Genomic DNA, 19,080 nt, shown 5'->3' on the forward strand with positions numbered 1-19,080 from the left:
TCCGCGATCAGCGACGCAGCGCCGTGTCGAGCCGGTAGAGCAGGGCGTGAAACGCGCCTTTGCTGGGCTTTCGTCCCGGCAACTTGCCGACGATGCCTCGGATTTCCGTCGATGCGAGCGCGATCAGCTGCCGGAGTTCCGTTTCGGTGGCGGCTGCCTCGTCGGCTGTTCCGATCGACAGCGCCTGGATGGCGTAGGCGGCGGGGCCGAGCACATGGTTGATCTGGTGCGGCGTCTCGATCGGGTGGGTATAGGGCGCACCGGCCGCAGCAATGGCCGCGCGGGCGGCAGCCTTGGCGGCGGGATCGTCAACCGCGCGCGTCGCTGCCTGGGCGCCCCAGGCGGCTTTGCGCAAGACGGCCGTGCGCGGACCACCCTCGGCAAAGGCGACAGCCGCGGCGATCGCCTCGCGCGGCCGGGTATCGCCCGGCACCGCCGCCTCGAAGACCGGCAGCGCGCGCGCGGCGCACAGGACCGCCCAGCGGGTAATATGGCGCAGGTCGTCTTCGGTCAGGAGCGGTGGTGGGGCTTCGTCGGTCATGGGGTGCTCATGGTGAACAGGCCGAATGCATATCATGCGGTCGCCACGTGACAAGCCGATCGGTTGTATAGAGGGCGCAGGTTGCATCCCTTCATAAACGCCATATCTTTCACCGCCGAGCCATTTGCAGCCGCAAACTCAGGAAAAGGGAGGCTCCATGCCGGCCGTCGGTTCCGATTATGGCGATGTCGTTGCCTGGCGGCGCGACATTCATGCCCATCCGGAGTTGGACGGCGGAGTTCGTGCGTTCCAAACTCGCCGCGTTCGGATGCGACGAGGTCGTGACCGGCATCGGTCGGACGGGCGTCGTGGGCGTTATCCACGGCCAGAAGCGGTCGAGCGGCAGGGTGATTGGCCTGCGGGCGGATATGGATGCCTTGCCAATCGAGGAGGCGACCGGGGCCGCCTGGGCGTCAAGGACAACGGGCGTCATGCACGCCTGCGGTCATGACGGCCACACGGCGATGTTGCTGGGGGCCGCGCGGGAATTGGCCGAGGCGCGAGCATTTGACGGCACGGCCGTGGTCGTCTTTCAGCCGGCCGAAGAGGGCGGCGGCGGTGGCAAGGCCATGGTCGACGATGGCCTTATGGAGCGTTTCGGAATCAACGAGATCTATGCCATGCACACGGAGCCCGGTTTGCCGATCGGGCAGTTTGCCACCGCTTGTGGACCTCTGGCCGCTTCCGCCGATGGCTTTAGGATCAGGATCGACGGCAAGGGCGCACATGGCGCTTCCCCGCACGTCAGCGTCGATCCGCTGGTGGTCGGCGCCAATGTACTTCTGGCCTTGCAGACGATCGTCTCCCGCAACGTCCATCCGCGTCAGTGCGCCGTGGTCACGGTCGGCTGGATGGCAGGAGGCAAGGCCGGCAACGTCATCCCCCAATCGGCCGAGATGGGCGGGACGGCCAGGACCTACGATCCCGGCACGAGAGACCTGATAGAGGCGCGCGTTACCTCCATCGCGCAACGGATTGCCGAGGCCTACGGAGCCAGCGCCACGGTCACCTACAAACGCATGTTTCCGCCGACCGTGAACCATGGAAGAGAGACCGCCTTTGCCGTCAGCGTGGCGCGATCCCTGGTCGGAGACGCGCACGTCAACGACGCCCTGGAGCCGCTGATGGGCTCGGAGGACTTTGCCTTCATGCTCGAAGCGCGCCCCGGCAACATCATGCTGATCGGTAATGGCGACAGCGCGTCGGTGCATGACGCGCGGTTCGATTTCAATGACGATGCCATTCCTTTCGGCGTGGCCTATTTCAGGGCCATCGTGGAGGGCAGAATGCCGCTCTGAGCGATCGGCCGGATGTCCATCGCGCTGCGGCTGCAGCGACGACATCAACGAGGTTTCCTGCCCTCAACGCTCCCAGCCCTCGGTAAACGGAAAGCGTTCCGCCCAGAGCGTCGCGAGCTTCGGATCGGTATCGACGCGGCGGACGATGTCGGCAAGGGTCGGGGCGACCTCGTAGAAGCGGCGGCGGCCGGGTGACCAGCGCGAGGCGGTGGCGACGTAGAGGTCGAGGACCGACAGTTCATCGCCGAGAAGGTATTTGCCCGGTTGCAGTTCCGCGCCCATTCGCTGCCAGCAATGGGCGACGCGGTCGAACACGCGGGCCTTGACGGTTGCGTGGTCCTCTTCCCGTTCGGCGATGCGGGACGGGTCGTCGGTGATCCAGTAGAGCGCGTAGATGGCGGCGGATACGAAGGTCATCCATCGGAGAAACGCCGGCCGTTTTGGGTCGGTTATCGCCGGGGCCAGACGGCTCTGAGGGTGTGCGTCGGCAAGCCAGAGCAGGATCGCGGCGCTTTCGGTCATCAGTTCGCCGGTCGGGAGTGCGAGGGCCGGAACCTGGCGCAGGGGATTGATGCGCGCCAGCCTGTCCGCCTCCTGCTTTCCTTCCCAGGGGGCGTGTTCCTCGACGCGGTAGGGCACGCCGATGAGGCTCAAAACGGCCTCGATCGGAACCGATCCTGAGCCTGAGGCTCCGTAGACGACAAACGGCTCGGCCAATTGCTTTTCTCCTCCTGATCGCGCCGCGACGAATCCGGCCGAAGCCTGGTCGCCCTGCGTCGAGACTGGGGCGGGGCGGCTTTTTCGCGTTGCAGCCGCATAGATCCCCGCTTTCGCGATACAATCAAGGCCCTGAGGTGCAATTGGACGTTTCGCCGCAAATCCCGGTTGCAGCGGGCAGGCGGGCCGATTCCGCTTTCCGCGGCAAGGGGCTCCGGCTCCATCTGCCGGAGCGACGGTTCGTCCGCATGCCGACATTTTGACCGTGCCCGGTTGCTGTTGGCGCGGTTCCAGGCTGAAGCAGGACACGAGGATTGATCCGATGTCGCCAGTCACCGCCGCGTCTCCGACGCTCGATCGCGACCTTCTGCTGAAGGCGGCACAGGAGCGTCTGCTGCGCTCGGAATGGTCGCGGGTGCAGTTGCGATCGTTTCAAGGCGGCGCGCTGCAATCCGCCCTGAAGCATGCGGTCAATGCGTCACCCTACTATCGCGAAACCATTGGCGACCGCTTGGCGCAGGGGGCCGCACTCAAGGATCTGCCCGTGCTGACGAAGCGGGCGCTTATGGAGAATTTCGACCGGATCGTTACCGACCCGAGGCTGAGCCGGCAACTGGTCGAGGGGCATCTCGGCGGACAGTCTTCCGGCTCGCTTCTGCTTGGTGAATACAGAGCCGTTGCCACGGGCGGCACGACCGGCGAGCGTGGGGTCGCGGTCTTCGATCCCGCAGCCTGGCTATCGGCCATCGCCAACATGGTGCGTTTCCAGGCGATCGTCGGCATCGACGAGACGACGCGCAGTGTTGCCATATTCGCCTCGTCGCCGGTCCATATTTCCTACCATATCGGCGTGGAGCTTCGGGCGTTGAGGCCGCCGGCGCCCCGGTTCAACGTGCTGATGCCGATCGAGGAGATCGTGGAGGGCCTCAACCTGAACCAGCCCGAGGTGATCTCGACCTATCCGTCCTTCGTGCGTGTCCTGGTGGGCGAGCAGCAGGCGGGGCGGCTGAAGATCAGGCCGCGGCTTTTCCGAACCAGCGCCGAGACGCTGACGGAGGAGGTGCGCGAGCTTGCGGCCGAGACCTGGCAGGCGGCCATCGCCGACAGCTATGTCTGCACCGAGGCGGGACCCATGGGCCACGAATGCTTGCTTGGCGACGGGCTGCATCTCGCCGAGGACAGCTTCGTCTTCGAGGTGGTGGACGGAGACGACCGCCCGGTACCCGACGGCGTGGAGGGCGCGAAGCTGCTGGTGACGACCCTTGCCAATCGCGCGCTGCCGCTGGTGCGCTACGAGATCTCCGACATCGTGGCGATGGCGACCGAGCCGTGCCGCTGCGGCCTGCCGTTCTGGCGGATCGGGTCGATTGCCGGGCGGAGGGAAGAGACGCTGCGGCTGCCCAGGCGTGGTGGTGGGACGGTCAATGTGCACGCCCACCGGCTTCGCTCGCCGCTGACGGGTGCGGCCGGGGTGCGGCAATTCCAGTTCGTGCAACTGCCGGATGGTCTGGAAATCGCGATCGCCGTGTTTGAAGGCGCCGATGCGGCCGCCGTCCACGCTGCCGTCGAACTGGGCGTGCGTGCGGCACTCGAGGCGGTGGAAGCCGAACCCGCGGAGTTCCGTGTGCGGGTGGTGGATGCGATCGCGCGTTCGGGCGGCGGCGCGAAGCAAAAGCTGGTGGTCTCCGGCGGCGACTAGGAGAGGGCAGGATGCACGCGTGGTGCAATCGCGGCCCGGCTTCGGCCACGCGGCAGCAGGTGGACATTCCGGTGGCCGGCGGGCGGGCAAGCGGCTTATAGTGTTGATAGGCCGGTCCGGGGCCGATATGAAGCCGGCCTCTTGCCCGCGATACGGAGTTTTGAAGATTGAGCGTTGCCTTCACCAAGGAAGAAAGTGCCGAAACCGCCGCCGAAACGTTGCTGCCGGACCGGGCGGTTTCGTCGCATCCGAACCTGGTGACAAAGGCGGGGCTGACGGCGCTGGAGGCGCAGATGCAGGAGGCGCGGGTCGCCTATGAAGCGGCAGCCACGATCGACGACGTGAACGAAAAGCGGCGGCAGCAGGCGGGACCCTTGCGGGACGTGCGCTATCTCTCCGAACGGCTGCGCACCGCACAGCTGATGCCCGAACCTGCCTCCAACGAGATCGTCGCCTTTGGCAGCACGGTGACCTTCAGCCGGGACGACGGGCGGGTACAAAAATACCGGATCGTCGGCGAGGACGAGGCAGACCCCAAGGCGGGATCGATCTCCTATGTCTCGCCGGTGGCACGCATCCTCATGGGCAAGGCAGTGGGCGACCTCGTCACGGTCGGCGACCAGGAGCTCGAGGTCGTGGCGATTTCCTGACCTTTAGCGTTTCGGCTTGATCGCGTGGATTCGTGGCCATTATTATCGTATCCGATTTAATAGTGTCATCTTGACATTCCGCTGTTGCTCGGTATTTATATCGCGTCCGATCTAATTTGGCGGTGCCGGATGATCGGAGGCGCTTGCCGGAGGCAGGCGGCCAAGAGGTTTCCTCGGTTCGTCGGTACGGAGAATGGACATGCACAACACTGGTGACGCTACGCCCGTTCGCGCCTATCGCGAGTTTTCCCGCGTGCTCGATCCCGATGTCTACGAGCCGCTGCCGGATGACTGGCTGATCGGCATCACCGACGTCGTGAATTCCACCGGCGCGATCCGGGCCGGGCGCTACGAGGACGTCAACTATGTCGGCGCTTCGGCGATTGCCGCCATCGGCAATGCGCGCGGCGATTTCGATTTTCCCTTCGTGTTTCGCGGCGATGGCGCGGCCTTTGCGCTGGCGCCCGGTGGCGCGGCAATGGCAGCTTCGGCGCTGCGGCAGCTCGCCGCCTTCGCAAGGGACCGGTTTGGTCTCGATTTGCGCGTCGGCCTGCTGACGGTCCGGGATATCAGGGACCATGGCCAGGATGTGCGCATCGCCCGCTATGCCGCATCGGAAAACGCGACCTATGCGATGTTTGCCGGCGGTGGGCTTAAGTGGGCGGAGCGGCAGTTGAAAGAGGGGCGTTACCTGCTTTCGCCGGAAAGCCATGGAGCCGAACCGGATCTGACCGGCCTTGCCTGCGAATGGCGGCCGTTTCCAAGCCGGCAGGGGCAGATCCTGTCGCTGCTGGCCGAACCCGCCGACGACGTGACGCCCGAGCGCTTTGCCGCCGTGGCGCGCGCGGTGATCGCTGTCTTCGATCAAGGGCCGCGGCAGTCGCATCCTCTGCCTGAGGAAATGGGTGTGCCGAAGGACGCGCGGGTGCGGGTTGCGCCCGAGCGCTGGGCGGGAGTGGCCGCCAGTTCCGATTTTCGCAAATATGACGACGGCCTGCGCCTGACGGTGGATTGCACGACGGAGCAGATCGACCGCATCGAGGCGATCCTTGCGGCCGCCAAGGCGCGCGGCGAGGTGATCTTCGGGCTGCACCGGCAGAGCCACGCGCTGATGACCTGCCTTGTGCCGTCGGCGCGACCGGATGCGCACTTGCATTTTCTCGACGGCATGGACGGCGGTTACGCCAAAGCGGCGGAAATGATGGTGCCGCGTGAGCGCTTGAGTGCCTGATCCGGCCAAGCGGCAAGGGCGGCGGAGAGCCGCCCTTGCGCGTGATGCTGGCCGCTCCAATCGCCGTGCCGGCCTTTGCGCGAGCGATAATCGCGGCAGCGGCAGGCGGGCGTTTCAGCGACCTTCACTATTTCCGGTTTCCGGGCTGACCAGCGCCTAGCAGGTTGTCGCGCAGCTTTGCCACCGACCGCTGCACCGTCTCAAAGTCGTCACCGAGGCCGATCACGTCGGTCAGCGCAGCACCCGGCTCGGCATCCACCACCGCCTGGCCGGCCGGCGTCAGCGTCAGCCGCACCTGGCGTTCGTCTGCGGGATCGCGGCGACGCTGAAGGTAACCGTCAGCCTCGAGCTTCTTCAGGATCGGCGTCAGCGTGTTCGATTCCAGAAAGAGCTTTTCACCAAGCGTGCTCACCGTCTGGTCGTCCTCTTCCGACAGCGCCACGAGGGTCACGTATTGGGTATAGGTGAGGCCCAGCTTGTCGAGCAGGGGCTTATAGGCGCGGCCGAAGGCAAGATTTGCCGAGTAGATCGCAAAGCACAGGAAGTTCGAAAGCTTCTTGCCGCCCTTGGCCGATGCAGTGCCAGGGTCCTTGGCAGTCTTGGACGTGGACATGGGAATCTTTTTTCCTTTTCGTTGTCTGCACTTAATATAAATCGTATCCGATTAAATCGCAATGGTGTTGACGGTACTTCACGCTTCATCTATAAACATCGCATCCGATTAAATCGGATCCGATAAAAAATCAAACAGAGAGGAAATGACATGACCGAGAAGCTTCTTTTCACCGGCAAGACCCACAACACCAGCGGCCGCGACGGCGGCACCATCAGCCAAGACGGCACTTTGGAACTCAAGCTCACCCAGCCGCATCCGGCCGCGGAAAACCTGTTCGGCGCCGCCTGGTCGGCCTGTTACCTGGGCGCGATCGAGCTCGCAGCGCTGCAGCGCAAGGTGAAGCTCCCGGCCGGGCCGCAGGTCGATACCGAGATCGATCTCAACGTCAACGACGGCTCCTATTTCCTGCGTGCCCGCCTGAACGTTCGCCTGGATGGTCTCGACCGCGACGTTGCGCACGACATCATCCACGCCGCCCATGATATCTGCCCTTACTCCAAGGCAGTGCGCGGCAACATCGACGTCGAGACCAATCTCCTCTGATTTCGGCTTAAAAAAACCTATTGATATCACCGGGATGTGCCTGAGCTGGTCACCAGCCGCGGCGCATCCCGATTTCGTTTCAGCAGCGCTCGTTCCTCTACGCATGGCGTCCGGCGGCGGCGGCGGAGGGATTTTCCCGACGGGACCTCACAAGAATGTAATTTGGCCGATCGTCCGCCTTGTTGGTATTTTCGCGCCTTCGCATGTACAGGGGAGCGGCCCTGAGGGGCCGATGGTCGCATGCCTTACAACCTCACGGTCAATGGAAAGAGCTATGCCGTCGATGTGGACGGCGATATCCCTCTGCTCTGGGTCCTGCGCGACACGATAGGGCTTACCGGAACCAAATTCGGCTGCGGCATCGCCATGTGCGGCGCCTGCACGGTCCATGTCGACGGGCAGGCGGCGCGCTCCTGCGTGATGCCGGTGTCAGAGGCGGCGGAGAAACCGATCACCACGATCGAGGCCATCGGCGACACGCCAGAGGGCAAACGGGTGCAGCAGGCGTGGATCGACATCGACGTGGTGCAGTGCGGCTACTGTCAATCCGGGCAGATCATGTCGGCGACCGCGCTCATTGCCGCCAATCCCACGCCGACCGACGACGACATCGATGCGGTCATGGCCGGAAACATCTGTCGATGCGGCACCTATCCGCGCATTCGTGCAGCCATCAAGCTTGCGGCGCGGGGGTGATGCCATGTCCATCTTCGACAGAACGAACCTTTCCTTATCGCGCCGCCAGCTTCTGATCGGCGCATCGCTGACCGGCGCGGGGCTGGTGATCGGCTTCAGGCCGCAGGCGGCCGTCGCAGCGGGCGAGCCCTTTTCGCCGAACGCCTTCATCCGCATTCCCCAGGAAGGCAAGATCACCTTCGTCATGCCCTCGGTGGAAATGGGGCAGGGCATCTATACGGCGGTCGCGATGATGCTTGCCGAAGAGCTGGAGGTCGGGCTCGACCAGGTGGTGCTGGAACATGCGCCGGCCGACCCCAAGCAATATGCCAATCCGCTGCTGGGCGACCAGATCACCGGCGGTTCCTTTGCGATCCGCGGTGTCTACGAGCAGATGCGCAAGGCGGGTGCGGCGGCCCGCATCATGCTCATCGGCGCTGCGGCGCGCGACTGGGGCGTTTCGCCGGACGCCTGCAAGGCCGAGGCGGGACATGTGGTCGAGACCGCCGGCAGCCGGCGCGCCGCCTATGGCAGCCTGATTGCGGCTGCGGCCTCTGAAGTCGCGCCGCAGGAGGTGCCGCTGAAGCCGGCGTCCAGCTACCGGGTGATCGGCAAGCCGATGCATCGTCTCGACAGCCCGGAGAAGGTGAACGGCACGGCGAAATTCGGCATCGATGCCCGCCCGGATGGCGTCTCCTATGCGGCGATCGCGATCTGTCCGCACTTCAACGGCAAGCTGCGCTCAGTCGACGAGGCCCCGGCCATGGCGATCAAGGGCGTCAGCCAGGTGGTCCGCATCGAGGAGGCCGTCGCGGTCGTCGCCAACAATACCGGCGCTGCGCGGAAGGGGCTCGCGGCCCTTTCGATCGAATGGGATCCGGGGCCGAGCGCCTCGGTTTCGCAAGCCGAACTCGAGCACCTCATGGATGCGGCGATCGACGGCAAGGCCCTGCCGCATGTCAGCGAAGGCGATGTCGCCAAGGCCGAGGCCGAGCATGGGCCGGTGCACGAATTCGTCTACCGCATGCCGATCCTGACCCATTCCGCCATGGAGCCGATGAATTGCACCGTGCATGTGCGCCCCGATGGCTGCGAGGTCTGGGTGGGGACGCAGATCATGAGCCGGGCACGGCAGGCGGCGGCCGACGTTACCGGCCTGCCGGTCGAAAAGGTGGTGGTGCACAACCACTTGCTCGGCGGCGGCTTTGGCCGCAGGCTCGATGTCGACGGCGTGATCCTCGCGACGAAGATCGCCAAGCAGGTGAAGGGCCCGGTGAAAGTGACCTGGAGCCGGGAGGAGGACATCCGTCACGACTGCTATCGTTACCTCAACTACAGCAAGGTGACGGCGACGCTCGGGGCCGACGGCATGCCGGTCTCCTGGCGGCACCGGGTCATCGGCCCGTCGGTCATGGCGCGCTGGTTCCCGGGCTTTACCAAGGACGGTGTCGACCTCGACCAGATGGCGGGGGCCGAAACGCCCTATGCGATCGAAAACAGGCAGACCGATTTTGCCCGCCAGGAGGCGCCGGATGGCATGCTCACCGGTAACTGGCGTGGTGTCGGCGCCACCCGCAACATTCCCCCGGTCGAATGCGGAATCGACGAACTGGCGGAACTGGCGGGCATCGATCCGCTCGAATACCGGCGGCGGCTGCTGCAGCACAAGCCGCGGCTGCTCGGCGCGCTCGACCTTGCAGCCGAGAAGGCCGGCTGGTCGACCCCGCTTGCCAAGGGCAGGGGGCGGGGTATCGCGGTTGCCGAGGATTTCGGCAGCTTCGCGGCGATGGTCGCCGAAGTCAGCCTCGACGGGAACGGCAGGTTCAAGACCGAGCGTATCGTCTGCGCGGTCGATTGCGGCCAGGTGATCAACCCGGACACGGTCGAAGCGCAGATCCAGAGCGGCGTCGTCTACGGCCTGAGTGCGGCACTTTACGGGCGCATCACCGTCGAAAACGGCGCGGTGGTCGAAGGGAATTTCGACGATGCGCCTGTCCTGCGCATTCACGAGACGCCGCCGATCGAGGTGCATATCGTGCCGAGCGCCGAGGCGCCCGGCGGCATCGGCGAGGTGGGCACGCCCGGCGTGGCGCCGGCGCTTCTGAACGCGATCTTCATGGCGACCGGCAAGCGGCTCAGAACCCTGCCGATCGACCAGGGCGACCTGAGGAGGGTGTGACCATGAACAGGCCCGCTCTTGCTCTCTCGCTTGCATCCGCGCTCGTGGCCGCAGGTCTCATCGCCACTTTCGAGCCGGTCAACGGTTTTGCCGAAACCGCCAGCGGCGGCGCCTTGAAAGGCGCGGCCGACTTTGCCTCGATCACCGACGCGCGCCAGCGCTCGAAGGCGATCTTTGCCGAGGCAAGCCGGGTGCTCACCCATCCGCGCTGCATCAACTGTCACCCGGCAACGCGCAGCCCGACGCAGGGCGAGGACATGCACCCGCATGTGCCACTGATGATCGCCGCCGACAGTTCGATGGGGCCGGCCGGCCTTGCCTGCAGCACCTGCCACGGCGCGGAGAACCGGGCGATCGTCGGCAGCCGGCTGAAATCCATCCCCGGCAACGCCCATTGGCAGCTGGCGCCCGAAAGCATGGCCTGGCAGGGCCTCACCGTTCGCGAGATCTGCGAACAGGTGAAGGACACCGAGCGTAACGGCAACCGCTCCCATGCCGATCTCAGCAAGCACATGGGCGAGGATCACCTGGTCGGCTGGGCCTGGCATCCGGGTGAGGGCCGCAGTGCGCCGCCCGGTTCGCAACCGGAGTTCGCCGCGCTGATCACAGCCTGGGTGGATACCGGCGCGGAATGTCCGGACTGAGCGCAAGCGCATGTCCGGACTGAGCGGAAGCTCAAGTTTGGGCTAAGCGGATTGGATTGCCGGCGAGCGCTGTATCAGCCTGTCGAAGCGCGTGCCGCGCACGGCGTCATGCAATCTTCAGCAGCCTTCGCCAGGCCTGCTGCAAGATTGGATTTGATGCGGTCAAGTAACTGTAAACAACTGAAAATTGCAAGATCGAGGCGTTGCTGCGACGATCGGGGAGCGCAGGCACGTCGTCGCTAGGAGCGGGTCCTCCTTGACAATGCAGCCGGACTGTTCGACCTTCGCGCTCATGACCTGCCGCCTCGCCAAACTGACGACTGTGAAAAAAGCCCCGCACCCGGGGCTGTCGGTCGTTGCGCGCAGAGCATAGCAAGCACAAGGATCAGATCGACCCCGCCGGTTCGGACGGGGTTTTCGCTTGCGCTCTCCGTCTCCGGTTTTTTCAAGGAGATGGAATTTCATGGAAAGCACAGCTTCAACGCAATCGCCGGGCCTTGGCGGCCTCTGGCTGCCGCTGATCACGCCCTTTCGCCATGGTGAACTGGACGAGCGCTCACTCCGCCGGCTGGTCGTCCACTATGCGGCCGAGCCGATCGATGGCTTCATTCTCGGCGCGACCACGGGCGAGGGCATGGCGCTCGACGAGGCGGAGTGCGAGCGGGTGGTTGCGATCACCAATCAGGCCCTGGCTGGATCCGGCCGGCGCATTCCGGTCTATTTCGGGCTTTCCGGCAGCGATACGCGGAAGTCGGTGAAGGCGCTGGAGCGGATGGCCGCTTGGGGCGTCGATGGCTATCTGATTGCCTGCCCCTATTACACGCGGCCGTCGCAGCGGGGGCTGTTTGCGCATTTCTCGGCCCTTGCTGATGCCACGGACCGGCCGATCCTGATCTACAACATTCCCTACCGGACGGGCGTCAACCTCGGCAACGAGACGATGCTGCAACTGGCGGAACGGAGAAACATCGTCGGCGTCAAGGATTGTTCGGCGGATGCGACGCAATCCTTCGATCTGCTGCGCCACAAGCCGCGCGATTTCGCCGTACTGACCGGCGAGGACCCGTTGTTCTACACGGCGCTGACGCAAGGGGCCGAAGGCGGGATCACGGCGTCCGCCCATGTGCAGACGGCAGCCTTCGCCGATGTTCGCAACAGGCTGCTTGCCGGCGACCAGGCGGGGGCGCTTTCCGCCTGGCAGCGCCTTGCCGACCTGCCGCGGCTGCTCTTTGCCGAGCCGAGCCCCGGACCGATCAAGCACTGGCTGTGGCGCGCGGGGCTGATCGACAGCCCGGAGATGCGCCTACCGATGGTGCCGGTGAGTGATGACCTGGCGCTGAGGATCGAAAGGGCGATGGCGGCGCAGGACGGCCGCCGCTGAGCCTGCGACGGTTCCTCAAGGCGGGGCGATCGGTGAAAGGAAGATCGCCCTGCTTTACGTGATCGTTTGCATCGTATTTTAACAGTTACGTACTTTCGCCGAACGGCTTGTTTCGGCAGGATAGCGGTCCTCACGCGCGGTGTCCGATGGCCCTGTGCGGATCCGTGCTGCTGGGCATTGAAATGCCGCAGTTGAGGAAAAAAAACAGAGAACCATTCTTGCGAGCGATCCGTGTCCTGAACCGTCACGGGTGAGGGCGAAAGGCCGGTTTTCCGGCGCGAGGACGAAGCCGGGCGAGATGGACGGTGTGCCAAAAACGGGGCGCCTGTGCGGGTGCCTTTCGAAAGCTGATTGATCAGGACGCCTGGAGACGATGATGAAAACATCCGGCAGCAATCTTGAAATCACTCGACGCGACATGATGAAAGGCGGGATCGGAGCAGCCTCGCTTGCCGCGATCGGTGCCGGCGCGGCCGTTCCGGCGGCTTTGACCGCCGCCTCGGTCGTTACCTCGGCCACGCCCGCCGAGGCGCAGCAAGCGCTCGGGCCGGGAGCGCCGACGCTGCCGGTGACCGGCGTTGCCATGCATCCAGGCTATGCCCGTACGATCGGGCAGATGGCCTATATCTGGGGCTGGCCGATCGTCAACATGCTGAACCGCAGGGCCAAGGTCACCCAGGCGCCTTATGCGGGTCTGCTCGGTGGCCTTTCGCCGGTGGCCCCGCGCGGCCAGGTGGGCATGCTGCACGACTATATCGAGCCGTCGGAAACCTTCGTCACATGCCCCAACCAGGACGTCGTCTATGGCCTCGGTTTCTTCGAGCTCGACGATGAGCCCGTCGTCGCGCAGGTGCCCGACTTCGGCGACCGCTTCTGGCTCTATTCGCTCTACGATGCCCGCACCGATCAGTTCGGCCAGCTCGGCAAGCCCTATGGCACGCGGCCCGGCTTCTATCTTCTTGTCGGCCCCGACTGGGACGGGCTGAAGCCCGCCGGCATCACCGACATCATCCGCTCCCCGACATCGCTTGCGAGCGCCATTCCCCGCATCTTCCAGACCGACGTGAGCGACGACAACCAGGCGGTCCAGCCGCTGATCAACCAGGTGGTTTTCTATCCGCTGAAAGAGTTTACCGGCGAGGCGAAGACGATCGAATGGGCAAAGCTGACCGACATTCCGGCTCCGCCCTTAAACGGCGGCGCGACCGACGCCGAAACCAAATGGGTGACGCCGGAGACGTTCTTCGACCAGTTCGGCGACGCCATCGCCGCGGTCGATCCGCTGCCGGGGGAGGAGGCGCTTTTTGCCCAGTTCCGCCTGTTGCTCGACGCGGCCGAGCGGGATCCCGAGCTTCGGGGCATGCTCGTCGACACCGCGATCGAGACCGAGAACAAGGTCATCCACCCCTTCTTGGAATGGCAGCGCAACGGGCTGCCGGCCGGCAATGGCTGGAACCGCTCGGTCAACAATGCGCAATGGGGGATCGACTACTTCAACCGGACCGGCACCGCCAAGTCGAACATGTTCAACAACCGGCCGAGCGAGACGCAGTATTTCTATACCGACTTCGACGGCGCCGGCGACCAGCTGACCGGCGTGAAACTCTACGAGATCACCTTTGCGCCCGGCCAGGAACCGCCGGTCAACGGCTTCTGGTCGCTGACCCTTTATGACGACAAGCACCTCTTCCACACCAACGACTTCAAGCGCTATTCGCTGGGCACCAAGAGCGACAGGCTGAAGCGCAATGCGGACGGCTCGCTGACGCTCTACGTGAGCGCCGAGCGCCCCGGCGGGGAAAAGGACAGCAACTGGCTGCCGGCGCCGCACGGAATCTTCTCGCTCTACATTCGCGCCTATTGGGGCAAGGACGCGATCCTCGACGGCACCTGGCAGCCGCCGAAGATCACGGTTGCGGCATGAGGGGGGCCAAGGTGCCGGGATAAACCGACGTCGGTTTGCCCGGCTTGCTCAACGCCAGAAGCGCTTGACGTCGATCACGTCGTCGAGCGCAGCCTGCGCGCGGTCGATGAGCTTGTCCTTGTTGGCCTGAACGACGAGCGTTCCGGCGTCCGGGTGATCTTCGAGGCCGATCTCGCCGAGCACATTCGGCGCCGAAACCAGATCGTTGAGCGTGCCGAGTTCATCCTGCAGTGCGGCCATTGCGGCCGTGAAGCGCTTGTGGCGCCTGGCGCCACGCTTGTCGTCGAACAGTGTCGCAAAGAATTCGGCGGCATAGCGCAGCTTCTTGGCGTCCTTGCGGGCCTCGTGCCGCTCCTCGTCGTTGATCTTGGCGAGCGCGCGGCCGTGCTTCTTCAGCTTCCGGCGCTCGCGGTCGAGCACGGCCTCGGCAAAATCGGTCACGGGCCGATCGTGAAGTTCGGCGGGCGGCGATGAAAGATAGGCGCCGCAGTGCAGCCACTGGTGGAGATCGAGCATGAGGGCGCGGCCGCGACCGTCATCGAGCGCCGCGAACACCTCCCGATAGCGGGCGGCGCGGGCCGTCTTCAGCCACTCGACAAGTTCCGGCTGGGATGCGCGGGCCAGGAGAACGTCGACGTCGCGGGCCTTGCCGAAGACGCCCGCCAGCCACTTCAGCTCGCCTTTCAGGCGCGTACTTTCGTCGTCCTGAAGCAAATCCCTGTAGAGCGAGAAGGCCGATCGCAGGCGCCGAAGGGCAACGCGAGCCTGGTGCAGGGCCTCCGGGTTCTGGCGCACGCGCAGCACGTCTTCGTTCAGGCGGTGGTGGCGAAGACAGGCAAGGGCGACCGTGCGGAAGCTCTTTGCCACCCGCATCTCGCGGTCGAGTTCGACCGGCTCGGCCTTGAAGACCATCTGCTCGGCATCGATGAGACGGAAGCCGCGCTCCGCCTTGGACATGACGCCGAAGCGGATGGGAACGATCGCCTCGATACGGCGGGCGAGCGTGAAGAGCGCCTCGGGCGCGCCGTCCTTGAGCTCAAGTTCGATCTCGCCGATCGCGGTCTGGCGGGTGCCCGCGGTGATCAGGCCGCGGTCGAGCACGACCTCGACGTCGGCGCCATCCTGTTTCACTTTCCAGGTGGTGCGCTCGACATCGACGGCAAAATGCGCCTGCAGATCGCCTGGCTCGAGGTCGAACTGGGCGGCAAGCGGCGTGGTGTGGTCGACCACCGGCTCGTCGCTGTCCAGCGGCTGCTCCCATTCCGGCCGGGCGAAAACCGAGGCGCTCGCTCCCGTCGCCTTGATCGTCTGGGTGCGGGCAGAACCGACCGTGCGGATGCGCAGCGTGAAACCCGACTGGAACAGGTCGCGGGCGCGCGTATCGAAATAGACCGACCGCTGGCTTTCGACGCGCGCCGGCTCACCCAGAAGCCCGGATGCGGCGAAGCGATCGAGATCTTCAGGGAGAAGCTCGAGCTTGATTTCGATTTCCGTGTTCAACCCCATCCTCCAACAAGTGCAAGAGACAACGCGATAATGCCATATGAGCACATTGGTTCGTGTTCTGGATGACATGGATCATATTTGCGGCGGCGGTCCCACGCGATAGGTCGCGCTCGAAGCTGAAGGCCGCCGGGGTGTACGGGTTTTCAATGGATTCCGGACGGACAAGCGCTTCGCACTTTTCCTGGAATTGCTTTTTGAGATGGCGCAATTCCGAACGGAAAACCGTTTCACACTTTTCCTGGAATTGCTTTTTGAGATGGCGCGATTCCGGACGGAAAACCGCTTCGCACTTTTCCTGGAATTGCTTTTTGAGATGGCGCGATTCCGGACGGAAAACCGTTTCACACTTTTCCTGGAATTGCTTTTTGAGATGACGCAATTCCGAACGGAAAACCGTTTCACACTTTTCCTGGAATTGCTTAAGCTCCCCGCATTTCATGCCACGGAATTGATAAATGTCGCTTCGCCTTGCCACCTTCAACATCGAAAACCTTTTGAGCCGCTTCGATTTTTCCGGCTTTCGCAACCAGCTGAAACAGGACCGCGTGCTCCGGCTCTTCGACGTGAAGACGGAAGCCGAGTACCAGCGGCTGGAGGAGGCGCGCACGATTGCGCATACGGACGATACGCGGCAGATGTCGGCGCTGGCGATCGCCGATTGCGATGCCGATATCCTCTGCCTGCAGGAAGCCGACAACATGGCCTCGCTGCAGGCCTTCGAATACAACTACCTTTTTCGCATGGTCGGCAACGGCTATCGCCAGAAGTACCTGATAGAGGGCAATGATTCGCGCGGGATCGACGTCGCCGTGCTGATGCGCGAGGAGACGCGCGACGGCCAGCCGATCGAATGCCTCGACGTGAAGAGCCATGCGGGGCTGACCTATGAGGACCTCGACCTCTTCAACGACAGAATAGCGCTTACCAACCGGCCGGCCGACCGGATCTTCAAGCGCGACTGCCTGGAGCTGGACTTAAGGATCGGCGGGCGGCCGCTGACGCTCTACGTGGTGCATTTCAAGTCGATGGGGCCGGCGCGCGAAGGGCTCGACGGCCGGCAGGCGACGATGCCGCTGCGCGTGGCCGAAGCCTCGGCCGTGCGCCACATCATCGAAAGCCGCTTCGGCCGCGGGAAGACGGCCGACAAGATGTTCGCGATCTGCGGCGACATGAACGATTACCAGGAGAAGGTGAACATCCTCGGCGACCGGCGCACCGGCTACCAGTTCGTGCCGCATGAGGAGGAGACGAGTTCGCTTGACGTCTTCACCCGCGACGGCTTTGTCGAGAACCCGATGCTGCGCCGTCCGGTGATGGATCGCTGGACGCTGTTCCACAGCCGCGGGCCGCAGGAGCGGCATCTCTGCCAGCTCGACTATATCTGGCTTTCGCCGGCGCTTGCCAAGCGCAACGCGCACCAGGTGCCCGAGGTCATTCGCGGCGGCCAGCCGTTCCGCACGATCTTTCCGCCTGATCTGGAGGTGGAGCGCTATCCGCGCACCGGCTGGGACCGGCCGAAGGCGTCCGACCATTGCCCCGTGGCCATCACCCTGGATGTGTGAGCATGAGCGCGCTTGAAAGCAACACGGACGCCTGGCCGGATGAAGGCGTCATCATCCCGATCGATGCGGTGGATGTCCGCGTCACCGGCGCGGCGCATCCGTTTCATCAGGAGCAGGTGGAGCGCGCGCAGGAAAACTGGCAACGGGAGATTACCGCCAACCCGCACCTCTTCGACGGGCGGATGGTGTTGCTCAGGGCGCTTCGCATCGCGGACGGCCGGCTGCGGGGCGAGGGGCATGTGGTGCCCTATTCGACCTTTCTCTGGTGGCGGAAGACGCGAGCAAAGAGTGCCTTTCATCTCTTTGCCATGCCGGCGATCCTTTCTTCCGACGGTGCGCTGATCCTCGTGCGCATGGGCGGGCACACGGCCAATCCGGGCCGGGTCTACAGCCCCTCCGGTTCGCTCGAGCCCGAGGATATCGTCGATGGCGGCTGCGACATCGACGGCAATATCCGCCGCGAGGCGATGGAAGAAACCGGCATAGACCTTTCGCTCGCGACGGTGGAGCCCGGCTATCACCTGCTGCATATGGGCCGCGCCGTGACGCTCATCCGCGTCTATCGCTATCCGGAGAAGGCGGCAGCGCTGGTTGCGCGCGTGGCGGAGCACATTGCCGCGGACCCGGAGCCGGAGATTGACGAGGCGATCGCGGTTTTCGGCCCGGATCCCGTGGCGCACAACTATCCACCCTTCATACCGCCGATCCTCGACTGGCTGTTTCGGCGCGAGAAACCGCTCTGATTTCGAATCAACGGGACGTCGCATCTCCTTGTATTTGTGCGTTTTAGCGGGGGTCGCCACGCGGCCGCGCGGCGGCGGATGCGCGCCGGTTACGGCTGGGAGGGTTTTTGGCCGCGTGAGCGGCGAAGCGTGCTGCCGGAGCCGGAGCTAAAGAAAACGTGATCCGCGCCGAGCTGTGTACCGGCGCTTTTAAGCCTTGCCGCCCGCGTCCCGACGCTGCAAAGTTCGCGCATATTCGCAAGGGGACATGAATGGCGCTCAGCTACGCGATCTACGACGTCTTCACCGACAGGCGACTGGAAGGCAATCCGCTGGCCGTGGTCTTCGGTGCCGACTGGCTCGACGATGAAGCGATGCAGGCGATCGCGCAGGAATTCAACCTGTCGGAGACGGTGTTTATCCGCAGGCCCGGCGGTGCGGCGCACACGGCGAAGCTCCGGATCTTCACGCCTGCCCAGGAACTGCCCTTTGCCGGCCATCCGACCGTCGGTGCGGCAATTGCGATCGCCGAGGCCCAGCGTGGCGCGACCGAGGAAGGCTTCGACCTCGTGCAGGTGCTGGAGGAGAAGGTTGGGCCGGTGCGCTGCGCCGTGCGGCTCAAGCCCGGGCAGGCGAGCTTTGCCGAATTCGACCTGCCGCGAAAATCGGTCAGGCTCGACGCACGCTTCGACCGGCAGGCGATCGCCGATGCGCTAAGCCTGAAACTCTCGCAGATCGGTTTCGAGAATCACGTGCCGTCGTTCTGGAGCGCGGGCGCACCCTTCGTCATGGTGCCGGTGCATGATGTGGCGGCGGCTTCGTCGATCGAGTTCGATTCGCTGCGCTGGGAGCAACTGACGCCGATGGCCGAGGGACGGCTGGCCGCGGCTTACGTCTATTGTCGCGGCGGCGTGAACCACACGGCGCGCTTTCACGCCCGCAAGTTCGGCCCTGGTGCCGGCAATCTGGAGGATCCGGCAACCGGCTCGGCCGTTGCCGCCCTTTCCGGCGCGATCCACTATTTCGACCAGTTCGTCGACGGCCATCATCCGGTGCTGGTCGAGCAGGGCGTGGAAATGGGACGGCCGTCCTTCATCCATCTGCATCTCGACATCTCGGGCGGCGAAATCAGCAACGCCCGCATCGGCGGCCATGCGGTGAAGATTGCGGCCGGCGAACTCTACGTCTGAGG

At 64.5% G+C, this 19,080-nt stretch carries 17 protein-coding genes and 1 pseudogene; 13 read left to right on the top strand and 5 right to left on the bottom strand.

Annotation, left to right across the window (positions count from 1 at the left end):
- Positions 1-7 precede the first annotated feature (7 nt).
- Positions 8-541: a putative immunity protein gene (locus ASD63_RS02290; protein ID WP_034793323.1), complete on the bottom strand. Its 534-nt coding sequence runs from the start codon at positions 539-541 to the stop codon at positions 8-10.
- Between the two features lie 157 nt (positions 542-698).
- Here ASD63_RS02290 and ASD63_RS02295 point away from each other — a divergent pair.
- A pseudogene (locus tag ASD63_RS02295) lies at positions 699-1,839 on the top strand (amidohydrolase).
- A gap of 63 nt (positions 1,840-1,902) precedes the next feature.
- On the opposite strand, the gene ASD63_RS02300 reads toward ASD63_RS02295, so the two are convergent.
- Positions 1,903-2,556, bottom strand: coding sequence for a glutathione S-transferase family protein (locus ASD63_RS02300; RefSeq protein WP_034793325.1), 654 nt, complete (start codon positions 2,554-2,556; stop codon positions 1,903-1,905).
- Positions 2,557-2,878: 322 nt separating this feature from the next.
- Between ASD63_RS02300 and ASD63_RS02305 the strand changes: the two genes are divergently transcribed.
- The 3 genes from ASD63_RS02305 (at position 2,879) to ASD63_RS02315 (ending at position 6,136) form a co-directional block, all read left to right on the top strand.
- On the top strand, positions 2,879-4,255 hold the full coding sequence (locus ASD63_RS02305; protein WP_234798746.1) for a phenylacetate--CoA ligase family protein: 1,377 nt from the start codon (positions 2,879-2,881) through the stop codon (positions 4,253-4,255).
- Positions 4,256-4,422: 167 nt separating this feature from the next.
- Positions 4,423-4,905: a transcription elongation factor GreA gene (greA, locus tag ASD63_RS02310; RefSeq protein ID WP_034793328.1), complete on the top strand. Its 483-nt coding sequence runs from the start codon at positions 4,423-4,425 to the stop codon at positions 4,903-4,905.
- Positions 4,906-5,104: 199 nt separating this feature from the next.
- Positions 5,105-6,136 carry a DUF3095 family protein gene (locus ASD63_RS02315; protein WP_034793350.1) on the top strand — a complete coding sequence of 344 codons (1,032 nt, stop codon included), beginning with the start codon at positions 5,105-5,107 and terminating at the stop codon, positions 6,134-6,136.
- Positions 6,137-6,263: 127 nt separating this feature from the next.
- Here the strand turns inward: ASD63_RS02315 and ASD63_RS02320 are convergent, their stop codons facing one another.
- Positions 6,264-6,749, bottom strand: a complete 486-nt coding sequence (locus tag ASD63_RS02320; RefSeq protein WP_034793351.1) for a MarR family transcriptional regulator — start codon at positions 6,747-6,749, stop codon at positions 6,264-6,266.
- Between the two features lie 150 nt (positions 6,750-6,899).
- Between ASD63_RS02320 and ASD63_RS02325 the strand changes: the two genes are divergently transcribed.
- The 6 genes from ASD63_RS02325 to ASD63_RS02350 all read left to right on the top strand — a co-directional run bounded on the left by ASD63_RS02325 (position 6,900) and on the right by ASD63_RS02350 (position 14,098).
- Positions 6,900-7,295 carry an Ohr family peroxiredoxin gene (locus tag ASD63_RS02325; RefSeq protein ID WP_034793353.1) on the top strand — a complete coding sequence of 132 codons (396 nt, stop codon included), beginning with the start codon at positions 6,900-6,902 and terminating at the stop codon, positions 7,293-7,295.
- A gap of 240 nt (positions 7,296-7,535) precedes the next feature.
- Complete coding sequence (locus ASD63_RS02330; protein ID WP_060528772.1) at positions 7,536-7,991, top strand: (2Fe-2S)-binding protein; 456 nt, start codon at positions 7,536-7,538, stop codon at positions 7,989-7,991.
- 4 nt (positions 7,992-7,995) lie between these two features.
- A complete protein-coding gene (locus ASD63_RS02335; RefSeq protein ID WP_034793358.1) occupies positions 7,996-10,149 on the top strand; it encodes a molybdopterin cofactor-binding domain-containing protein in 2,154 nt (717 codons plus the stop codon).
- A gap of 2 nt (positions 10,150-10,151) precedes the next feature.
- On the top strand, positions 10,152-10,793 hold the full coding sequence (locus tag ASD63_RS02340; protein ID WP_034793361.1) for a hypothetical protein: 642 nt from the start codon (positions 10,152-10,154) through the stop codon (positions 10,791-10,793).
- A gap of 463 nt (positions 10,794-11,256) precedes the next feature.
- Positions 11,257-12,174, top strand: coding sequence for a 4-hydroxy-tetrahydrodipicolinate synthase (dapA, locus tag ASD63_RS02345; protein ID WP_034793367.1), 918 nt, complete (start codon positions 11,257-11,259; stop codon positions 12,172-12,174).
- A gap of 376 nt (positions 12,175-12,550) precedes the next feature.
- On the top strand, positions 12,551-14,098 hold the full coding sequence (locus ASD63_RS02350) for a DUF1254 domain-containing protein (protein ID WP_082566244.1): 1,548 nt from the start codon (positions 12,551-12,553) through the stop codon (positions 14,096-14,098).
- A 48-nt stretch (positions 14,099-14,146) separates the two neighbouring features.
- Here ASD63_RS02350 and ASD63_RS02355 read toward each other — a convergent pair whose 3' ends face one another.
- Positions 14,147-15,604 (bottom strand): CYTH and CHAD domain-containing protein, encoded by a 1,458-nt coding sequence (locus tag ASD63_RS02355; protein ID WP_226020699.1) that lies wholly within the window; start codon positions 15,602-15,604, stop codon positions 14,147-14,149.
- Complete coding sequence (locus ASD63_RS34795; RefSeq protein ID WP_156552972.1) at positions 15,558-16,088, bottom strand: hypothetical protein; 531 nt, start codon at positions 16,086-16,088, stop codon at positions 15,558-15,560. Before ASD63_RS34795 ends, ASD63_RS02355 begins: the two co-directional genes overlap by 47 nt.
- Here ASD63_RS34795 and ASD63_RS02360 point away from each other — a divergent pair.
- The 3 genes from ASD63_RS02360 (at position 16,060) to ASD63_RS02370 (ending at position 19,078) form a co-directional block, all read left to right on the top strand.
- Positions 16,060-17,166: an endonuclease/exonuclease/phosphatase family protein gene (locus tag ASD63_RS02360; RefSeq protein WP_034793373.1), complete on the top strand. Its 1,107-nt coding sequence runs from the start codon at positions 16,060-16,062 to the stop codon at positions 17,164-17,166. The genes ASD63_RS34795 and ASD63_RS02360 overlap by 29 nt on opposite strands.
- 2 nt (positions 17,167-17,168) lie before the next feature.
- Positions 17,169-17,909, top strand: a complete 741-nt coding sequence (locus ASD63_RS02365) for an NUDIX hydrolase (RefSeq protein ID WP_034793376.1) — start codon at positions 17,169-17,171, stop codon at positions 17,907-17,909.
- A gap of 251 nt (positions 17,910-18,160) precedes the next feature.
- On the top strand, positions 18,161-19,078 hold the full coding sequence (locus ASD63_RS02370) for a PhzF family phenazine biosynthesis protein (protein ID WP_034793378.1): 918 nt from the start codon (positions 18,161-18,163) through the stop codon (positions 19,076-19,078).
- Positions 19,079-19,080: the final 2 nt, after the last annotated feature.

This window comes from Ensifer sp. Root558 (genome assembly GCF_001427045.1).
Lineage (GTDB): Bacteria > Pseudomonadota > Alphaproteobacteria > Rhizobiales > Rhizobiaceae > Ensifer > Ensifer adhaerens.